The sequence below is a fragment of the Paeniglutamicibacter sp. MACA_103 genome, from assembly GCF_045798555.1.
In the GTDB taxonomy this organism is placed as follows: Bacteria; Actinomycetota; Actinomycetes; order Actinomycetales; family Micrococcaceae; genus Paeniglutamicibacter.
The window spans coordinates 12,598-29,738 of record NZ_JBIXLN010000002.1; the positions used below are offsets into that span (position 1 = coordinate 12,598).

Consider the following 17,141-nt stretch of genomic DNA (forward strand, 5'->3'; position numbering starts at 1 on the left):
TGATCTCGGGGGAACACTAGCGCTTTCGACCCACCATGAAGATGCGGCGGAACGGAAACAGCGTCACCGTGCCGCCCCGGTGGTCGTCGATGGCCGGATAGGCCTCGGCCACCAATTGCGCATACTGCGACTCGAACTCAACGAAGTCCTCGGCGCTGAGCTTGGCGAAAATGGGGCGCAATGCGGTGCCGCGAACCCACTCCAGGACTGGGTTCGGGCCAGAAAGGATCTGCCCATACGTGGTCTCCCAGACATCCGATTCGAACCCGGCATCCAGGAGGAGCTTCAGGTAGTCGGCTGGCTCCCCCGATGCGTTGTCGTGCCGCAGCACGCCGGCCAGCTGCGGCGCCCAACGCTCCGAGTCCGCGAGCTGCCTCATCAGGGTGTGCGAGGGCGAACCGAAATTGCCCGGAACCTGGGCCGCGAACCATGCCCCGGGGGCCAGCGCCCCAAGCCAGCGGGTGATCAGCTGCCGGTGTTCGGGAATCCATTGGAGCATGGCGTTGGAGACCAGGACGTCGGTTTCCGACTCGGGCATCCACTGCGTTGCATCGGCGGACTCGAACGAAAGGTTGTCCGCATGCTGCTTGGCGCGCGCCTGTTCGATCATCTCGGCCGACGAGTCCAGGCCGACCACGCGGGCGTCGGGCCAGCGCTCGGCGAGGGAATGCGTCAGGGGTCCGGGACCGCACCCCATGTCAACCACCAGCCGCGGTGTCGCGGCGGTGATCCGGGCCGTCAGATCGTAAAAAGGACGGTCTCGGTGGTCGGCAAACTCCACGTACTTGTTCGGGTCCCATTTCATAACCAAAGCCTAAGCGGAAAGCCCCTCGTAAACCGATAGTCTTGGACACATCATGAAACTTACCGAGTTGCTGCCCAACACTCCCCCACGCGGTGCCACCGCCGAATCGACATACGAAGCCTTCATCAAGTGGGTGGAGGACCGCGGCATCGGGCTATACCCGGCACAGGACGAAGCCGTCATGGAGTTCGTGGCCGGCAACAACGTCATCCTGGCCACGCCCACGGGGTCCGGGAAGTCACTGGTGGCGGTCGCCGCCCACTTCCACGCGCTGGCCCGCGGGGAGCGCAGCTACTACACCGCACCGATCAAGGCGCTGGTCTCGGAGAAGTTCTTTGACCTGTGCAAGATCTTCGGCGCGGAGAACGTCGGCATGGTCACCGGCGACTCCTCGGTGAACCAGGACGCCCCGATCATCTGCTGCACCGCCGAGATCCTGGCCAACATCGCCCTGCGCGAGGGAAAGAACGCGGACCTGGGCCCGGTGGTGATGGACGAGTTCCACTTCTACGCCGACCCGCAGCGCGGCTGGGCGTGGCAGGTGCCGCTGCTGGAACTCCCGCAGGCGCAGTTCCTGATCATGAGCGCCACGCTGGGCGACGTGGGCAGGTTCGAGGACGAACTCACGCTGCGCACCGGGCGCGACACCGCCACCGTGGCGCACGCCGAACGCCCCATCCCGCTGCACTACTACTACTCGCAGGACCCTGTGCAGGAAGCCATCGAGGAGCTGCTGAGCACCAAGCAGGTGCCGATCTACGTGGTGCACTTCAGCCAGCTCGAGGCCATCGACCGGGCCAGCGGGCTGATGAGCATCAACGTGTGCACCCGCGAGGAAAAGGACCGGATCTCCGAGCTCATCGCCGGATTCAGGTTCGCCCCCGGCTTCGGCAAGACCCTGAACCGCCTGGTCCGCCACGGCATCGGCGTCCACCATGCCGGCATGCTGCCCAAGTACCGCCGGCTGGTGGAGCAGCTGGCTCAGGCCGGCCTGCTGAAGGTCATCTGCGGCACCGACACCCTGGGCGTGGGCATCAACGTGCCCATCCGCACGGTGCTGATCACCGCCTTGAGCAAGTACGACGGGGTTCGCACCCGCATCCTGAACGCCCGAGAGTTCCACCAGATCGCCGGACGCGCCGGACGCGCCGGCTTCGACACCGCAGGAACCGTCGTCGTCCAGGCGCCCGAGCACTCCATCGAGAACAAGAAGGCCATGGACAAGGCGCTGGCGAAGTTCGGCGACGACTCCAAGAAACTGCGCCAGGTGACCAAGAAGAAGCCGCCGCAGGGATTCGTGAGCTGGGGCGAGAAGACCTTCGAGCGGATCATCGCCTCCACCCCCGAAACGCTGAACTCCTCCTTCGCGGTGACCCACTCGATCCTGCTGAACTTGCTGGCGCGCGAGGGCGACTCCTTCGCCGCGGCCCGCCGGCTGCTCACCGAGAACCACGAACCCCCGGTGCGCCAGCGCGCCCTGCAGCGCAAGGCCCTGGGCATCTTGCGCGAGCTGCTGGCCACCGGCGTCGTCGAACGCCTCGAGCACCCCGACAGGCACGGCAACATGCTGGCCCTGACGGTGCACCTGCAGGAGAACTTCGCGCTGAACCAGCCGTTGTCCCCCTTCGCGCTGGCCGCGCTGGAGCTCTTCGACGCCGAGTCCCCCGGCTACGCGCTGGACGTGGTCTCGGTCATCGAGGCGACGCTGGAAAAGCCGCGCCAGGTGCTCTCCGCCCAGGAGAAGAAGGCCCGCGGCGAGGCGATCGCCGCGATGAAGGCCGAGGGCATGGAGTACAACGACCGCATGGCCGCGCTCGAGGAGGTCAGCTACCCGCAGCCGCTGGCCGAGGTGCTGGGCAACGCGTTCGAGCAGTACCGCGCCGGCGCCCCGTGGCTCGGCGACTTCGAGGTCGCCCCGAAGTCGGTGGTCCGCGACATGTACGAACGCGCCATGAGCTTCAGCGAGTACGTGCAGTTCTACTCGCTGGCCCGCTCCGAGGGCGTGCTGCTGCGCTACCTCACCGACGCCTTCAAGGCGCTGCGCCAGACCGTCCCGCAGGATGCGCTGCGCGAGGACCTCGAGGACCTCATCGAATGGCTCGGGGAACTGATCCGCCAGATCGACTCCTCGCTGCTGGACGAATGGGAGGAGCTGGCCAGCGGGGTGCTGCACGAGCCCGACGCGGAGATCATCCCGCCGGCCCCCGAGCGCCTGACCTCCAACGAGCGCGCCTTCCGCGTGATGGTGCGCAACGAGATGTTCCGCCGCGTGAAGCTCTTCGCCGACGAGCAGGACGCGGCGCTGGGCGAGCTCGACGGGCACAGCGGCTTCGGCGCCGATGACTGGGCCGACGCCATGGACGCGTACTTCGAGGAGCACGAGGACATCGACGACGGCCCCGGCGGGCGCGGCCCCAACCTGCTGCTGATCACCACCTCCAAGGACACCTGGAAGGTGCGGCAGGTCTTCGCCGACCCGGCCAACCACCACGACTGGGGCATCGACGCGACGGTGGACCTGGCGGACTCCGACGAGGCCGGCTACCCGGTCATCACCGTGACCAACGTGGGCCGCCAGGACTAGCTGCGCAGACCGGGTTCCACATGGACGAAGGCGCCCGCCGATTCGATCCGACGGGCGCCTTCGCTGTTGTCCTAGAAGCCCAGCAGCTTGGTCACCGGCAGCACCTGGTTGCGGGCCAGCAGCACGATCGGCACCACCAGCCCCGCCAGCGCGTACATGGAGACCGGCACGCAGAGCAGCCACTCGCGCACCGACCCGGCCCGACCCAGCACCGGGATGGCGATGCGGCCGCCGGGCTTCCACACGTCCTTGAGCAGCGGCATGCGGCGGATGAAGCGCGGGGAGCGGATCCTGATTGGCCAGATCAGGTTGCAGCCGCCGACGGTGAGCATGTCCCCGGCAATGTGCACCGCGCAGCCCACGGCCACCGCGAGCACCAGCCAGTTCTGCTCGTCGGGAGAGAAGACCGCGACGAAGATGCCGGCCGGCACGGAGATCAGCCACGGCAGGCGCGCCATGGTGTCGGGAATGAACTTCAGCGCCTTCAGCGCGAAGGAAACCAGCAGCACCGCCAGCAGCCCGGCGCCCGGATAGATCAGCCCGAAGCGGGTGTTCTCCATGGTCCACAGCCCCAGCACCCATGCCAGGACGGTGAACGCCGCGATGCCCAGCAGCGAGTGCGTGCCGTTGCGGTGCCCGCCGGAGACCTCGCCGATGCCGGCGCAGATCGCGTTGGACACCGGCGGCAACGAATGCGCGATGGTGGCCCGGCGGTGGTCGGCGTCGGGCAGCAGCGCCGCCCCGGCGCAGACCATGGCCCCCGCCACCCCGGCGACCGGGCTCTGTTCCAGCAGGCCGAAGCCCAGCGGGATCGCGTCGGGAAGCCAGGGCAGGTGCTGCTGAAGCGTGCCCGTGGGGAGCTTGAAATTCGTGGTCAACGCGATCCAGGCTGCTGCGCCGGTGGCCGCGTGGTGGCCGCCCATCATTTTGCTTGGTGCCGTCCTTGCTTTTGTTCTTGCGTGTCGATCGCCCCCTACCTTAGGCGCGCGCACCCACGCGTTGGATTCCCGGCGCGCTTTGGCTCCCGGTAGGCTTGGTCACATGCCTTTGATTCGCCCAGCACAGCCCTCCGACGCCGCCGCAATCCTGGATCTCATCCACGAATTGGCCATCTTCGAGCGCGAGCCCGACGCGGTGAAAAACACCGAGGCCGAGCTCGCCGCACACCTCTTCGGGCCCGAGCCCAAGGTCCATGCGCACGTGGTCGAGGAGCACGGCACGGTGCTCGGCTTCGCCCTGTGGTACCTCACCTATTCGACCTGGGAGGGCACCCACGGGATCCACCTGGAGGACCTGTACGTGCGCGAAACCGAACGCGGGGCCGGGCACGGGAAGGCGCTGCTGGCCACGCTGGCGCAGATCGCCGTGGAGCGCGGCTACCGGCGCGTGGAATGGAGCGTGCTGGACTGGAACGCACCGGCCATCGGCTTCTACGATTCCCTCGGCGCCGGATCGATGGACGGCTGGACGGTGCGCAGGCTTGAAGGCGCGGCCCTGGCGGAACTGGGGAACCGGTCATGAGCGCCACCCACGTCTTTCGCGGCATGCGCAGCACCGAGCACCACTTCACCCTGCCGCTGGACCACGCGCACCCGCAGGGTGAAACCATCACGGTCTTCGCCCGCGAAATCACCTCCACCAAGCACGAGGACCCCGCCGCGCTGCCCTGGCTGCTCTTCCTGCAGGGCGGGCCGGGAGGCAAGTCCCCGCGCCCGGCATCGCTCACGGGCTGGCTGGCGGAGGCCGCCAAGACCTTCCGGATCCTGCTGCTTGACCAGCGCGGCACCGGGCTGAGCACCCCGGCCAACCGCCAGTCGCTGCCGCTGCGCGGGGACGCCGCGGCGCAGGCCGCCTACCTCACGCACTTCCGCGCGGACTCGATCGTGCGCGACGCCGAGGCCATCCGCGAGGACCTCGGGATCGAAAAGTGGAGCACCTTCGGGCAAAGCTACGGCGGCTTCTGCACGCTGACCTACCTGTCGCTGGCCCCGGCGGCCCTGGAACGCTGCATCGTCACCGGCGGGCTGGCCTCGCTCACCGCGGACGCGGACACCGTGTACCGGGCGACGTACCGGCGCATGGCCGAGCGCAACGCGGAATACTTCGACTGGTACCCGCAGGACCGCAAGATCCTGCGCGAGATCGTGGAGCACCTGGCGCACACCGAGGAACACCTGCCCGGCGGGCGCGAGCTGACGGTGCCGCTGGTGCAGATGCTCGGACAGTTCCTGGGCGGCAACGCCCGGGTGCACACGCTGCACCACGTCTTCGAGGGCGCCTTCATCGACACCCCCGGGGGCAGGCGGCTCTCGGACACGTTCCTGGCGGCGGTCGCGGAGCAGGCGGACCGCACCGCCAACCCGCTTTACGCGCTGCTGCACGAGTCGATCTATGCGCAGGGCGCCGCCACCAACTGGTCGGCCGAACGCGTGCTGGAGGAGTTCCCCGCGTTCTCCCCCGACGCCGAAATCCCGCTGCTGACCGGTGAAATGGTGTTCCGCTGGTACTTCGAATCCGACCCGGCGCTGCGTCCGCTGGAGGAAACCGCCCGGATCCTTGCCGAGCACGAGGACTGGGAACCGCTCTACGACCCGGACGTGCTGGCGGGCAACACCGTGCCGGTGGCAGCTGCCGTCTACGTCCACGACGTGTACGTGGACCGGGAGCTGTCGCTGCAAACCGCCGCGGCGGTGGGCAACGTGCAAGTATGGGAAACCGACGAGTTCCACCACGACGGGATTTCCGACGAGGGCGCCATGATCTTCGCGAAGCTGCTGGAGATGGCCGACCGGGAGACGGGCGACGCCGCAGGCTAGGAGCGCGCCACCTCGCGCACGCAGAAGGCCGCAACGAGCAGGATGAACACCAGGCAGAGGTAGCCGAGCCCGGCGTAGCCCAGCCAGGCCAGCAACAGCCCGGAGCCGGCGGCGCCCAGCGCCCCGGCCGCTCCCATGAGGGTGTCCGAGACGCCCTGGACCAGCACGCGGCGCCCGCGCTCCACCCGCGAGGCCAGGAACGCGGAGCCGGAGACCGTGCACATGGACCAGCCCAGTCCCAGCAGCACCAGACCGGCGGTCACCGCGGCACGCGAGTCGGCGCCCAGCCCGGCCACCAGCACCGCCGCCACCAGCACGCCCTGGCCCGCCAGCATCATCCGCGGCTGCCCGATCCGGTCGGCCAGCGAGCCGACCAACGGGGAGAGCGCGTACATGCCGGCGATGTGCAGGGAGATCACGAACCCGATGACCACCAGGATGTCGGCGGTTCCCCCGTGCATCTCGTGTCCCGGGATGCTGGCGAGGTCCTTGAGGTGCACCGGGGTCATCGACATGACGCCGACCATCACCAGGTGCGCCACCACGATGGTGGAGATGCCCAGCGTTGCCCCGGGTGAGGCGCGCACCGCCACCAGCCCGGTGGCCAGCGAGCCGCGTCGGCGGCCCACCACGGGTGCGTGCGGGGCGATGCCGTCGGCGGCCTCCCAGGCGCGGGCCAGGTCGATGGGGTCCGGGCGCAGCCCGATGTTCAGGATGGCGATCGCCAGCACCATGCCGGCCAGGGAAAAGAGGAAGGGCCCGCTCATGGGTGGCAGCCCGAGCACCTGGCCCAGCACCGCGCCGGGGCCGATGAGGTTCGGGCCGGCCACCGCGCCGATGGTGATGGCCCAGACCACCAGCCCCAGGTCGCGCCCGCGGGTCGCGTCGGCGGCGAGGTCGGTGGCGGCGAAGCGGGCCTGCAGGTTCGCCGCTGACCCCACGCCCAGCAGCGCCGCACCGAGCATCAGCACGGCGAAGCTCTGCAGCACGGGCGCCAGCATCATGCCGATGGCACCCAGCGCCGCCAGGAAGTAGCCGGAGGACAGCGCCACGCGGCGTCCGCGCTTCACCGCCAGGGCCGCCAGCGGCAGCGCACTGAGGGCGCCGGCCACCGAGATCGCGGTGGTCGCGGCCCCGGCGAAGGCGTTGGACCCGGTCAGCTCCACGGCCATGAGCGAGCCGATGGCCAGCCCGGCGCCGTTTCCCACGCCGGAGAGCAGCTGGGATGCGGAGAGCGCGGCCACGGTGCGGCGCTGGGCCCGAGCACGTTCGGGGGCAAGGTGGACGGCTGCGGGGATCGGGGAGGTACTCACGCGCCCCAGCTTAGCAACGGGCGCGCGGTTAACGGCCGTCGGGGCCCGTCTTCCCCAAAAGAGAAGACGGGCCCCGACGAAGGTGACGATGTCAGTCCGGGAGAAGGCTACTCGCCCTTGCCGACCTGTTCCGACTCGGCGGCCTGCGCCGCCTTCGTGGCCTTGTGCTCCTCGGCGGCGCGGCGGCCGGCCGGGGAGAGCAGCGAGGCTGCCGTGGCGATCACGATGGTGCCCAGGATGACGGCCAGCGAGACGGTGATCGAGATTTCCGGCACCCACTCGATGTGGCGGCCGCCGTTGATGAACGGCAGTTCGTTCACGTGCATCGCGTGGAAGACCAGCTTGATGCCGATGAAGGCCAGGATGATCGACAGCGCGTGCTTGAGGTAGATCAGGCGGTCCATCAGGCCGCCGAGCAGGAAGTAGAGCTGGCGCAGGCCCATCAGCGCGAACAGGTTCGCGGTGAAGACGATGAACGGGGACTGGGTCAAACCGAAGATCGCCGGGATCGAGTCGACGGCGAATAGCAGGTCGGTCATGCCGATGGTGATGAAGACCATGACCATCGGGGTGAACATCTTCTTGCCGTCGATCACGGTGCGCAGCTTGTTGCCGTCGTATTCCTTGGAGATCGGCAGGTTCTTGGTCAGCTTGTAGACCAGGCCGTTGTTGGCGCCCTCGGACTCGTCCTCACCGTCGTCGGTGGCCTGCTTCCAGGCGGTCCAGAGCAGGAATGCACCGAAGATGTAGAAGACCCACGAGTAGTTCTCGATGACGGCTGCGCCGAGCACGATGAAGATGCCGCGCAGGATCAGGGCGATGATGATGCCGAACATCAACACTTCCTGCTGGTATTTCCGCGGCACCGAGAAGCGGGCCATGATAATGATGAACACGAAGAGGTTGTCGATGCTCAGCGAGTATTCGGTCACCCAGCCGGCAATGAACTGCTGGCCGATGTCCGGTCCCGCCTGCCACCAGACAACGGCGCCGAAGATCAGGGCCAGGGTGACGTAGAAACCGACCCAGAGGCCGGCTTCCTTCATCGAGGGTTCGTGTGGTTTCTTGACCACGTAAAGCAGGTCAAGCAGAAGAATGATGCACAATGCCGCGAGTGAGATGATCTCAAACTGCAGCGTCAAGCCGTGGTTTCCCAATGTGGGGCCTTTCAAAACGGGGTACGTGGAATTACCGCAAGTCTCTCCGCCGCCCGCTCAGATTGGGACGGCCGCTGCGCCCGGCGGGGCATCGTTGCCCCGCGTGTTGACGATCACAGCACTACTGGGATACTCCCCTACGCTTGAACCAGTCTAACGCATGCGTGTTTCAGGCACGTGAATGACCCGTGGCTTCACTCGGGTTGCCGGCTCGGAGCCGACACTGGTACCGGTGCTGAAATTCGATCCGAACCAACTCCGGGTACGGCTTGACGGGCAACCGATATTGCTTTTGCTTCGTGGCAGGTGTGCACTGATTAGAGGGTTCTCGCCATGGCCACGTGAATCATTCGGCGAGGCCCCGCCAGGAGGACTGAAACAACCGCCAGGAGGATGTCATGTCCATAGCACTGGATGAGAAAAAGGTCGTCAATCCGTGGGTATTCCACGTGATGCCGGTTGAGGGCGAAGACGACAAGAAGTGGGATCTGCACAAAAGCCACACGCGCAAGCACGTGCACTTCCACACGGTTAAAGAGGCAGTAAAGGCTGCCCATGAGGAAGCGGCGACGCATCCGGCCCACATCGTCATACATGCCCTCGACGGGCACGCGTACCGCGAGTATGACCTGGCCTGAATTAATTGATCCGCGCGGCATTGCCGCCCGAACGAAATGAACCTCTCCGTGGTTTGACCACCGAGAGGTTCATTTCGTGGCCGGCGCCGGAGGGATTGGCCGGAAGCCTTAAGCGTGGCCCGCGTTCTTCATCTGGCGCAGTTCCTTCTTCAGCTCCGAGACCTCGTCGCGCAGCCGGGCCGCAACCTCGAAGTGCAGCTCCGCGGCGGCCGCGTGCATCTGCTCGGTCATCTGCTCGATCATGTCCACCAGGTTTTCCGCCGGGGCGGCGGCCAGGCCGTCGGCGCGCACCGTCTCGTGCGCCTTCCGGGTTCCGGCGCTGGAGCGCTTGGCATCCTTGGCCAGGCGCTGGTTGTTCAGCAGCTCCTGGGTGTCGGCGTCCTCGCGGGCCAGCGAATCGGTGATGTCGGCGATCTTCTTGCGCAGCGGCTGCGGGTCCACCCCGTGGTCCTTGTTGTACTTCTGCTGCACCTCGCGGCGGCGGTTGGTCTCCTCGATGGCCTGGGCCATGGCGTCGGTGATCTTGTCCGCGTACATGTGCACCTGGCCGTCCACGTTTCGGGCGGCACGTCCGATGGTCTGGATCAGCGATGTCGCCGAGCGCAGGAAGCCCTGCTTGTCGGCGTCCAGGATCGCCACGAGCGAGACCTCGGGCAAATCCAGGCCCTCGCGCAGCAGGTTGATGCCGACCAGCACGTCGAACAGGCCCATGCGCAGCTCGCGCAGCAGCTCCACGCGGCGCAGCGTGTCGACGTCGGAGTGCAGGTACTGGACCCGCACGCCGTGCTCGGTGAAGTAGTCGGTGAGGTCCTCGGCCATCCGCTTGGTCAGCGTGGTGACCAGGATGCGCTCGTTGCGCTCGACGCGGGCGCGGATCTCGTCGAGCAGGTCGTCGATCTGCCCCTTGGTGGGCTTGACGATGATTTCCGGGTCGATCAGGCCGGTGGGGCGGATGATCTGCTGCACCACGCCGTCGGCCTTGCCCAGCTCGTACTTGCCCGGCGTCGCCGAGAGGTAGACGGTCTGGCCGATGCGCTCGAGGAACTCGTCCCACTTCAGCGGCCGGTTGTCCATCGCCGAAGGCAGCCGGAAGCCGTGCTCCACCAGGGTGCGCTTGCGCGACATGTCGCCCTCGTACATCGCGCCGATCTGCGGGACCGTGACGTGGGATTCGTCGATGACCAGCAGGAAGTCGTCCGGGAAGTAGTCGATGAGGCAGTGCGGGGCGGTTCCGGCGGCGCGGTCGTCGATGTGCCGGGAGTAGTTCTCGATGCCGTTGCAGAATCCCATCTGCTCCATCATTTCCAGGTCGTAGGTGGTGCGCATGCGCAACCGCTGGGCCTCCACCAACTTGTTCTGGGATTCCAGGGTCTGCAGTCGGCCGCGCAGCTCGTCCTCGATGTCCTTGACGGCGCGGCTCATGCGGTCGGCGCCCGCGACGTAGTGGCTGGCCGGGAAGACGTACATCTCGTTTTCCTCGCGGATCACCTCGCCGGTGACGGGGTGCAGCGTGTGGATCGATTCAATCTCGTCGCCGAAGAACTCGATGCGCAGCGCCTGCTCCTCGTACATCGGGATGATCTCCACGGTGTCCCCGCGCACCCGGAAGGTGCCGCGGTGGAAGTCCATGTCGTTGCGGGCGTATTGCATGGAAACGAACTTGCGCAGCAAGTCGTCGCGGTTCAGCTCCGCGCCCTTCTTCAGGGTCACCATGCCCGCGACGTACTCCTCGGGGGTGCCCAGGCCGTAGATGCAGGAGACCGTGGCGACCACGATGACGTCGCGGCGGGTCAGCAGCGCGTTGGTGGCCGAGTGGCGCAGCCGCTCGACCTCCTCGTTGATCGAGGAGTCCTTCTCGATGAAGGTGTCGGTCTGCGGGACGTAGGCCTCGGGCTGGTAGTAGTCGTAGTAGGAGACGAAGTACTCGACCGCGTTGTTGGGCAGCAGCTCGCGGAACTCGTTGGCCAGCTGCGCGGCGAGCGTCTTGTTCTGCACCATCACCAGGGTGGGGCGCTGCACCTGCTCGATGAGCCAGGCCGTGGTCGCGGATTTGCCGGTGCCGGTGGCGCCGAGCAGCACCACGTCCTTCTCCCCCGCGTTGATGCGGCCGGTCAGTTCCTTGATGGCCGCGGGCTGGTCGCCGGCGGGCTTGAACTCGCTGATGACCTCGAAGGGGGCGACGACGCGGTTGATCTGCTGCGCAAGACTCATGTACCTAGGCTACGCCCTGGCGCCGACGGTTTGGGAGCGTGCTCGCCTCAGGCGCAAAGGCCCGCCGCGGCGGCCCGGGTGCGCAGCTCCCCGATGCGCCCGGTCGCCGGCTGCTGCCCCGGACCGGCAAATTCGACGTAGGCCGCGGCCCCGGAGAGGATGCCGTCGATGAGCTCGCCGGCATCCACGATGTGGCGGACCTTTCCGGCGGTGAACTTGGTGATGCTTCCGGTGCGCTCCAACAGGATCTGCGCCTCGATGGACGGGTAGGGAACCTCCGCCTTGCCGTCGGCGAGGAAAGCTTCCACGGCGTCCAGCAGCGCATTCCAGGTCCCGGGCAGATCGTCGATGAGGTCCACCGGGATGAGTTGCAGCGAGTGGTAGCGCAGCTGGACCGATCCCACCGTGCCCTGAAGCGTCGCGGCGAGCGCCGGGTCGCGCTGGATGCTCACCAGGTGGGGCGCGGACCCGTCGGCCGGTGCGTGCCGGAGGAAGGACTCGGCGACCATGGAAGTCTTCACTTGCGGACCTGCCGCTCCACGATGTTGCCCAGGGCACCGCGCATCAGCCGGACCATGAACAGCACGGTTGCCGCGGCGGCCGAGAGCAGCCCGGCCAGGGCCAGCCAGGCCGGGAGCAGCACCTGGGCGTCGTAGCCCGAGGTGCGGGCGATGAATTGGTCGCGCCCGCCGAAAAGGAGCCAGAGCACCGCGGAAGCCGCCAGGGTGAGCGCCGCCAGCACCCACAACCCGCGGATGACGCGCATTTCGGTGCGGGCCTTGGCGGTTTCGGCCGCCAGCCGCGCCGCCAGTTCCTCCCTGGCCCGCTCGCGCTCGGGGTTCTCAGCGGGCATGGCTGATGGATGGGGCAATGTGGGTCTCCCAGATCTCGGTGACGTTTTGGCGCAGCTGCTCCAGCGAGCCGGAATTCTCGATGACGACGTCGGCGACCGCGGCACGCTGTTCGTCGGTGGCCTGCGCGGCAATGCGTGCCCGTGCGTCGGCCTCGGCCATGGACCGGTCCCGCACCATCCGGCGCAGGCGTTCTTCCAGCGGCGCGGCGACCACGATGACCACATCGAAGTTGCCGGCCTGGTTGGTCTCCACCAGCAGCGGGATGTCTTGGACGACGACCCCGTCGGCCGGGGCGGCGGCGCGCAGCCTTGCGGCCTCGGCGCGCACTCGCGGGTGGATGACGGCGTTCAGCTTCTCCCGGGCCGTGGCATCGGCAAAGACCAGCGCGCCGAGCGCGGGGCGGTCCAGCGCGCCGCCGGGCGTGAGCATGCCGGGGCCGAAGGCCTCCACGACCTCGGCCAGGCCCGGGGTGCCGGGCTCCACCACGGCGCGGGCGATCGCGTCGGCGTCGATGAGCACCGCGCCGTGTTCCACCAGCATCCGCGCCACCGCGGATTTCCCGGCGGCGATTCCGCCTGTCAGGCCAACATTGAGCATGCACCTAGCCTACAGTCGCGGGGACGATGTTTTGGTTGTGGTGGAACAGGTTCGCCGGGTCGTACTGCGCCTTGACGCGGGCCAGCCGCTCATAGTTTTGCAGGTAGGAGGCGCGGATCCGGTCCTGGCCCTCCTCCATCATGAAGTTCACGTAGGCGCCGCCGGCCGTGGTCGGATGCAGCTCGTCGTAGTAGGACTTGGTCCATGCGGTGATGGCTTCCGCATTGGCCGGGTCGGGATCGACGCCCACGATGACCCCTGCCCAGCCGCCGTCCCGGTAGGCGAAGGCGGTGGCATCGGCCGGGACCCGCGCGGCCGCCCCGTCGATCGGGTACAGGTGCATGGTCGAGAACCCGGTGGGCAGTGTGGCCCCGTACCTGGCGTGGACCTCAATCGCGGCGTCGGAGATCTCCTTGACGAAGTCCGCGCGCCAGTACCACTGCATTCCGGCCGGGAAGAGCGGATCGAAGGCCTGCTGCAGCGCGTCGAACCCCATGGGCGCCAGGCCCACCAGCAACGGGGAGCCGAAGTCGCGCACCGGGGCCAGCACCTTCTCGGCCACGTCGTGCGCCCCGGTGTAGCACCACACGATGCCGCAGGCCTTGCGGCCCCAGAGCTCTTCGGGGAAGGGCGGGCCCGGCGGGATGGTGAGCAGCCCGATCCAGCCGGAAAGCTCCTCGGGCAGGGTCGGCAGCAGCTCCCGGTACCAGCGCATGACCTCCGGCGCGTCGGCCAAGTCGTAGAACACCGGCCCGCCGATGATTTTCCCGTGCTCGCCGATCTCGTTCATGCGGAAGGTGAAGGAGGTGACGACGCCGAAGTTCCCGCCGCCGCCGCGCAGCGCCCAGAACAGCTCGGTGTGGTGCACCTCGTCGGCCTTGACCAGGGTTCCGTCGGCCAGCACCACGTCGGCGGCCAGCAGGTTGTCCACGGTCAGGCCAAAGCGCCGGGTCAGGTACCCGATGCCGCCGCCCAGGGCCAGCCCGCCGACCCCGGTGGAGGCAACGAAGCCGCTGGGGGTGGCCATCCCGAAGGCCACGGTGGCGTGGTCTACATCCGCCCAGAGCGCCCCTCCGTCGACCCGCACGGTGTGTGCCGCCGGGTCCACGGTCGTGGAGCGCATGTTTCCCAGGTCGATGACCAGCGCGTCGTCGGCGACCGCCAGCCCGGAGGCCTGGTGGCCGCCGCCGCGCACCGCCAGGCCCAGGGAATTGTTGCGGGCGAAGTCGACGCAGGCCACGATGTCCGCGGTGTCGTGCACGCGGGCGATGGCGGCCGGGCGGCGGTCGATCATGCCGTTGTAGACGGCGCGCGCCTCGTCGTATCCCGCATCCAGCGGCAGCGTCAGCGTGCCGCGCAGCGATGCCGCGAGGTCGGTGAAGGGCGCCTCGGCGCCCGTGACGGTGTTGGTTTGCTCTTCCATGGTCTTCATTCCTGTGCCGGTGGGTGGATGGGTGCTGCCGCCCACGCTATGCCAGCCCCTGTTCGCCAGGCGTTCGCCCCGGGCGTCCGGGGCACCGGCGCGCAGCAGCGCACGGGTCTCGGCCGCGGGCGCCACGCCCAGCTCGCGTTCGAGCACCTCGGCGCAGCGGCGGAAGGCCTGCAGCGCCGCGGGCAGGTCCCCGAGGGCCAGGTGGGCGCGGATCAGGCCCCGGTGGCCGAGCTCGTCCAGCGGCTGGATCCCGATGCGCCGTCCGGCCACCTCCAGCGCCCGCTGCCCCTGGCCCGACTCGGTCAGCGCCACCGCGGCCTGGTCGCACAGGGACGTGCATTCGCGCTGGATCCGTTCCCGCGGCTCGGGCACCCAGTCGGAATAGTTTCCCGGCATCAAGTCCCCCCGGTATTCCCGCAGCGCGGCCTGGGCATGGTCGACGAACGCGGCCTGGTCGTGCGCCCGTGCCGCCAGCAGGGCGGCCCGCCGCTCGGCGGCGAAGACCTGCACATCCACGGTCAACGCTGCCCGCGGCACCCAGCCGATGGCGCCGTCGGACATGCCAAGGACCTCGATGCCGCCCAGCAGCAGGCGCAGGTTGTGCAATTCGCGGCGCAGGTTGGTCATGGCCTGTGGCTGCGGGGTCTCGGGCCAGAATGTCCCGGCAAGCACCGCCCGCGGCACCCGGATCCCCGGATGCAGGACCAGGTAGGCCAGCAGCTCGATGACCCGCGACCCGCCCGCCGCCAGGTCCGTGCCCCGGCGGGTGAGCCGTTGCTCCCCCAGCAAACTCAGTCGCAGCACTCTTTACCGCCCCAATTCGGCTTCCGGTCCCCCGAACGATTCTTCCACCGCGCACCGGCACGGACAATGCCCGGCGCCGATTGACCGGCAACGATTGACTAGACTGGATCGGTAATGGACAACGATTCTGTGGCGACGGCCTACACGACGGTGGACGGCGACTTCGCGGCCGAGCTGGAGATCAAGCGCTCGCGCTTCATCACCTACCTGCGCCGGGTCGAGACCGAGGCCGAGGCCCGCGCCCTGGTCGCCGAGCTGCGCAAGAAGCACTTCGACGCGCGCCACCACTGCAGCGCCTTCATCCTGGGCCCGGACCGCACCGCGATGCGCAGCAACGACGACGGCGAACCCTCGGGCACCGCCGGCATCCCGATGCTCGACGCGCTGGCCAAGCGGGAAACCGCCGCGGGGAAGGCCGACCTGTCCGACATCGTCGCGGTGGTGGTGCGCTACTTCGGCGGGATCCTGCTGGGCGCCGGCGGCCTGGTGCGCGCCTATTCCGAGTCGGTCTCAAGCGCGCTGGACGCGGCCCCGCTGCTGCGCCGCGAACGCATGCGGATCCTGGGCGTCGAGGCCGACTATGCCGCGGCGGGCCGGCTGGAAAACGACCTGCGGGCCGGCGGCGTGGCCGTGCTGGGCACCGACTACGGGCCCAGCCTCGCCACGCTGCGGGTGGCGCTGAACGACGAGGCCACCGTCCTGGAGTCGTTCCGGGACCGGCTGGCCAGCCTCAGCGCCGGGGCCAGCACCGCAACAAACCTTGGAACCGAATGGGTGGACGTCCGATGAGCCTTGATTTCGACAAGCTGCGCCGCTGGCCCGACGTGGAGGCGGAAAACCTGCAGGCCGTCGACGCGGCCGACAGGCTGCTGCTGGACCTCGCGGCCGAGGCCGGGTGGCCGGGCGGGCCGGGCCGGGTGGTGGTCCTGGGCGACCACTACGGCGCCATGGTCCTCGGGGCGCTGGAGGCCGGGGTGCGCGGGCTGCGGGTGCACCAGGACGCACTCTCCGGGGTCCGTGCCATCGATGCGAACGCGCGCACCCTGCTGCCGGAACTCACCGGCGAATACCGGCACCTGCCCCTGGGCGCGGAACTGCTGGGCGGCGCCGCGCTGGTGCTGGTGGCGCTGCCCCGGTCGCTTGACGCGCTGGAGGAGATGCTGGGCTTCGTCGCCGAACACGCCGCGGCCCATGTCACGGTGATGGCCACCGGGCGCATCAAGCACATGAGCCTGTCCATGAACGAGGTGCTGGGCCGCTACTTTTCCTCGGTCACCGCCTCGCTGGGACGCCAGAAGTCCCGGGTGCTCACCGCCACCGGGCTGCGTCCCGCCGCGGATCGCCCCGCACCGCGCTTCCCGCTGAAGGCCTCCCACGCCGTCGGGCTGCCCGAACCGCTGCAGGTGCGCGCCCACGCGCAGACCTTCGGCGGAGCCAAGCTGGATCCCGGGACCCGCTTCCTGCTCGAACACCTCGAGCTTCCGGCGGATGCGCACCGGGCCGTGGACCTGGGCTGCGGCAACGGGACCATCGCCGCCTTCCTGGCCGTGAAGCACCCGCGCTTGGGCGTGCGCGCCTCGGACCAGTCCGCCTCCGCGGTGGCCTCGACCCGCGCCACCGCCCAGGCCAACGGCGTCGCCGAGCGCATCACGGCGGTGCAGGACGACGCGCTGGGCTCGCTGCCCGACGCCTCCGAGCACCTGGTGGTGCTCAACCCGCCCTTCCACATGGGAAACACCGTGCACGCGGGGATCGCGCTGAAGCTGATCGCCGACGCCGGGCGGGTGCTGGCCCCCGGCGGGGAGCTGTGGTGCGTCTGGAATTCGCACCTGGGCTACCGCGGACAGCTCGAATCACTGGTGGGCCCCACCCGCCAGGTCGCCCGGAACCCGAAGTTCACCGTGACGGTGTCGACGCGGAAGTAGCCTAG

15 protein-coding genes are annotated in these 17,141 nt (G+C 68.6%); 6 read left to right on the plus strand and 9 right to left on the minus strand.

All coding sequences use genetic code 11. The features are described from left to right. Nucleotides 1–16: 16 nt before the first annotated feature. Nucleotides 17–805 carry a trans-aconitate 2-methyltransferase gene (locus ACIPVK_RS00980; RefSeq protein ID WP_407610117.1) on the minus strand — a complete coding sequence of 263 codons (789 nt, stop codon included), beginning with the start codon at nt 803–805 and terminating at the stop codon, nt 17–19. Nucleotides 806–857: 52 nt separating this feature from the next. On the opposite strand from ACIPVK_RS00980, the gene ACIPVK_RS00985 reads away from it, so the two are divergent. After that, entirely contained in the window at nt 858–3,389 is a 2,532-nt protein-coding gene (locus ACIPVK_RS00985) for a DEAD/DEAH box helicase (RefSeq protein ID WP_407610118.1), read from the plus strand. A gap of 71 nt (nt 3,390–3,460) precedes the next feature. Here ACIPVK_RS00985 and ACIPVK_RS00990 read toward each other — a convergent pair whose 3' ends face one another. Next, entirely contained in the window at nt 3,461–4,315 is an 855-nt protein-coding gene (locus ACIPVK_RS00990; protein ID WP_407610119.1) for a metal-dependent hydrolase, read from the minus strand. A 115-nt stretch (nt 4,316–4,430) separates the two neighbouring features. On the opposite strand from ACIPVK_RS00990, the gene ACIPVK_RS00995 reads away from it, so the two are divergent. Beyond that, nucleotides 4,431–4,910 (plus strand): GNAT family N-acetyltransferase, encoded by a 480-nt coding sequence (locus ACIPVK_RS00995; protein WP_407610120.1) that lies wholly within the window; start codon nt 4,431–4,433, stop codon nt 4,908–4,910. Beyond that, entirely contained in the window at nt 4,907–6,205 is a 1,299-nt protein-coding gene (locus ACIPVK_RS01000) for an alpha/beta fold hydrolase (protein WP_407610121.1), read from the plus strand. The genes ACIPVK_RS00995 and ACIPVK_RS01000 overlap by 4 nt, the downstream gene beginning before the upstream one ends. Here ACIPVK_RS01000 and ACIPVK_RS01005 read toward each other — a convergent pair. Continuing rightward, on the minus strand, nt 6,202–7,518 hold the full coding sequence (locus tag ACIPVK_RS01005; protein WP_407610122.1) for an MFS transporter: 1,317 nt from the start codon (nt 7,516–7,518) through the stop codon (nt 6,202–6,204). The genes ACIPVK_RS01000 and ACIPVK_RS01005 overlap by 4 nt on opposite strands. A 107-nt stretch (nt 7,519–7,625) precedes the next feature. Further along, nucleotides 7,626–8,660, minus strand: coding sequence for a TerC family protein (locus ACIPVK_RS01010; RefSeq protein WP_407610123.1), 1,035 nt, complete (start codon nt 8,658–8,660; stop codon nt 7,626–7,628). Nucleotides 8,661–9,073: 413 nt separating this feature from the next. Here ACIPVK_RS01010 and ACIPVK_RS01015 point away from each other — a divergent pair, with 413 nt between their 5' ends. After that, complete coding sequence (locus tag ACIPVK_RS01015; protein WP_407610124.1) at nt 9,074–9,313, plus strand: DUF2188 domain-containing protein; 240 nt, start codon at nt 9,074–9,076, stop codon at nt 9,311–9,313. A gap of 108 nt (nt 9,314–9,421) precedes the next feature. Here ACIPVK_RS01015 and uvrB read toward each other — a convergent pair whose 3' ends face one another. The 5 genes from uvrB to ACIPVK_RS01040 are packed head-to-tail and all read right to left on the minus strand — an operon-like array spanning nt 9,422 to nt 15,211. After that, on the minus strand, nt 9,422–11,524 hold the full coding sequence (gene uvrB, locus ACIPVK_RS01020; protein ID WP_407610125.1) for an excinuclease ABC subunit UvrB: 2,103 nt from the start codon (nt 11,522–11,524) through the stop codon (nt 9,422–9,424). A gap of 47 nt (nt 11,525–11,571) precedes the next feature. Then, a complete protein-coding gene (locus ACIPVK_RS01025; protein WP_407610126.1) occupies nt 11,572–12,045 on the minus strand; it encodes a hypothetical protein in 474 nt (157 codons plus the stop codon). Continuing rightward, complete coding sequence (locus tag ACIPVK_RS01030) at nt 12,042–12,377, minus strand: hypothetical protein (RefSeq protein WP_407610127.1); 336 nt, start codon at nt 12,375–12,377, stop codon at nt 12,042–12,044. Before ACIPVK_RS01030 ends, ACIPVK_RS01025 begins: the two co-directional genes overlap by 4 nt. Beyond that, entirely contained in the window at nt 12,367–12,975 is a 609-nt protein-coding gene (coaE, locus tag ACIPVK_RS01035; RefSeq protein WP_407610128.1) for a dephospho-CoA kinase, read from the minus strand. Before coaE ends, ACIPVK_RS01030 begins: the two co-directional genes overlap by 11 nt. A gap of 4 nt (nt 12,976–12,979) precedes the next feature. After that, on the minus strand, nt 12,980–15,211 hold the full coding sequence (locus ACIPVK_RS01040; RefSeq protein WP_407610129.1) for an FAD-binding protein: 2,232 nt from the start codon (nt 15,209–15,211) through the stop codon (nt 12,980–12,982). A 114-nt stretch (nt 15,212–15,325) separates the two neighbouring features. Between ACIPVK_RS01040 and ACIPVK_RS01045 the strand changes: the two genes are divergently transcribed. Both ACIPVK_RS01045 and ACIPVK_RS01050 read left to right on the plus strand, forming a co-directional pair. After that, complete coding sequence (locus tag ACIPVK_RS01045; protein WP_407610130.1) at nt 15,326–16,000, plus strand: YigZ family protein; 675 nt, start codon at nt 15,326–15,328, stop codon at nt 15,998–16,000. Further along, nucleotides 15,997–17,136 carry a class I SAM-dependent methyltransferase gene (locus tag ACIPVK_RS01050; RefSeq protein WP_407610131.1) on the plus strand — a complete coding sequence of 380 codons (1,140 nt, stop codon included), beginning with the start codon at nt 15,997–15,999 and terminating at the stop codon, nt 17,134–17,136. Before ACIPVK_RS01045 ends, ACIPVK_RS01050 begins: the two co-directional genes overlap by 4 nt. The last annotated feature ends 5 nt before the right edge of the window (nt 17,137–17,141 follow it).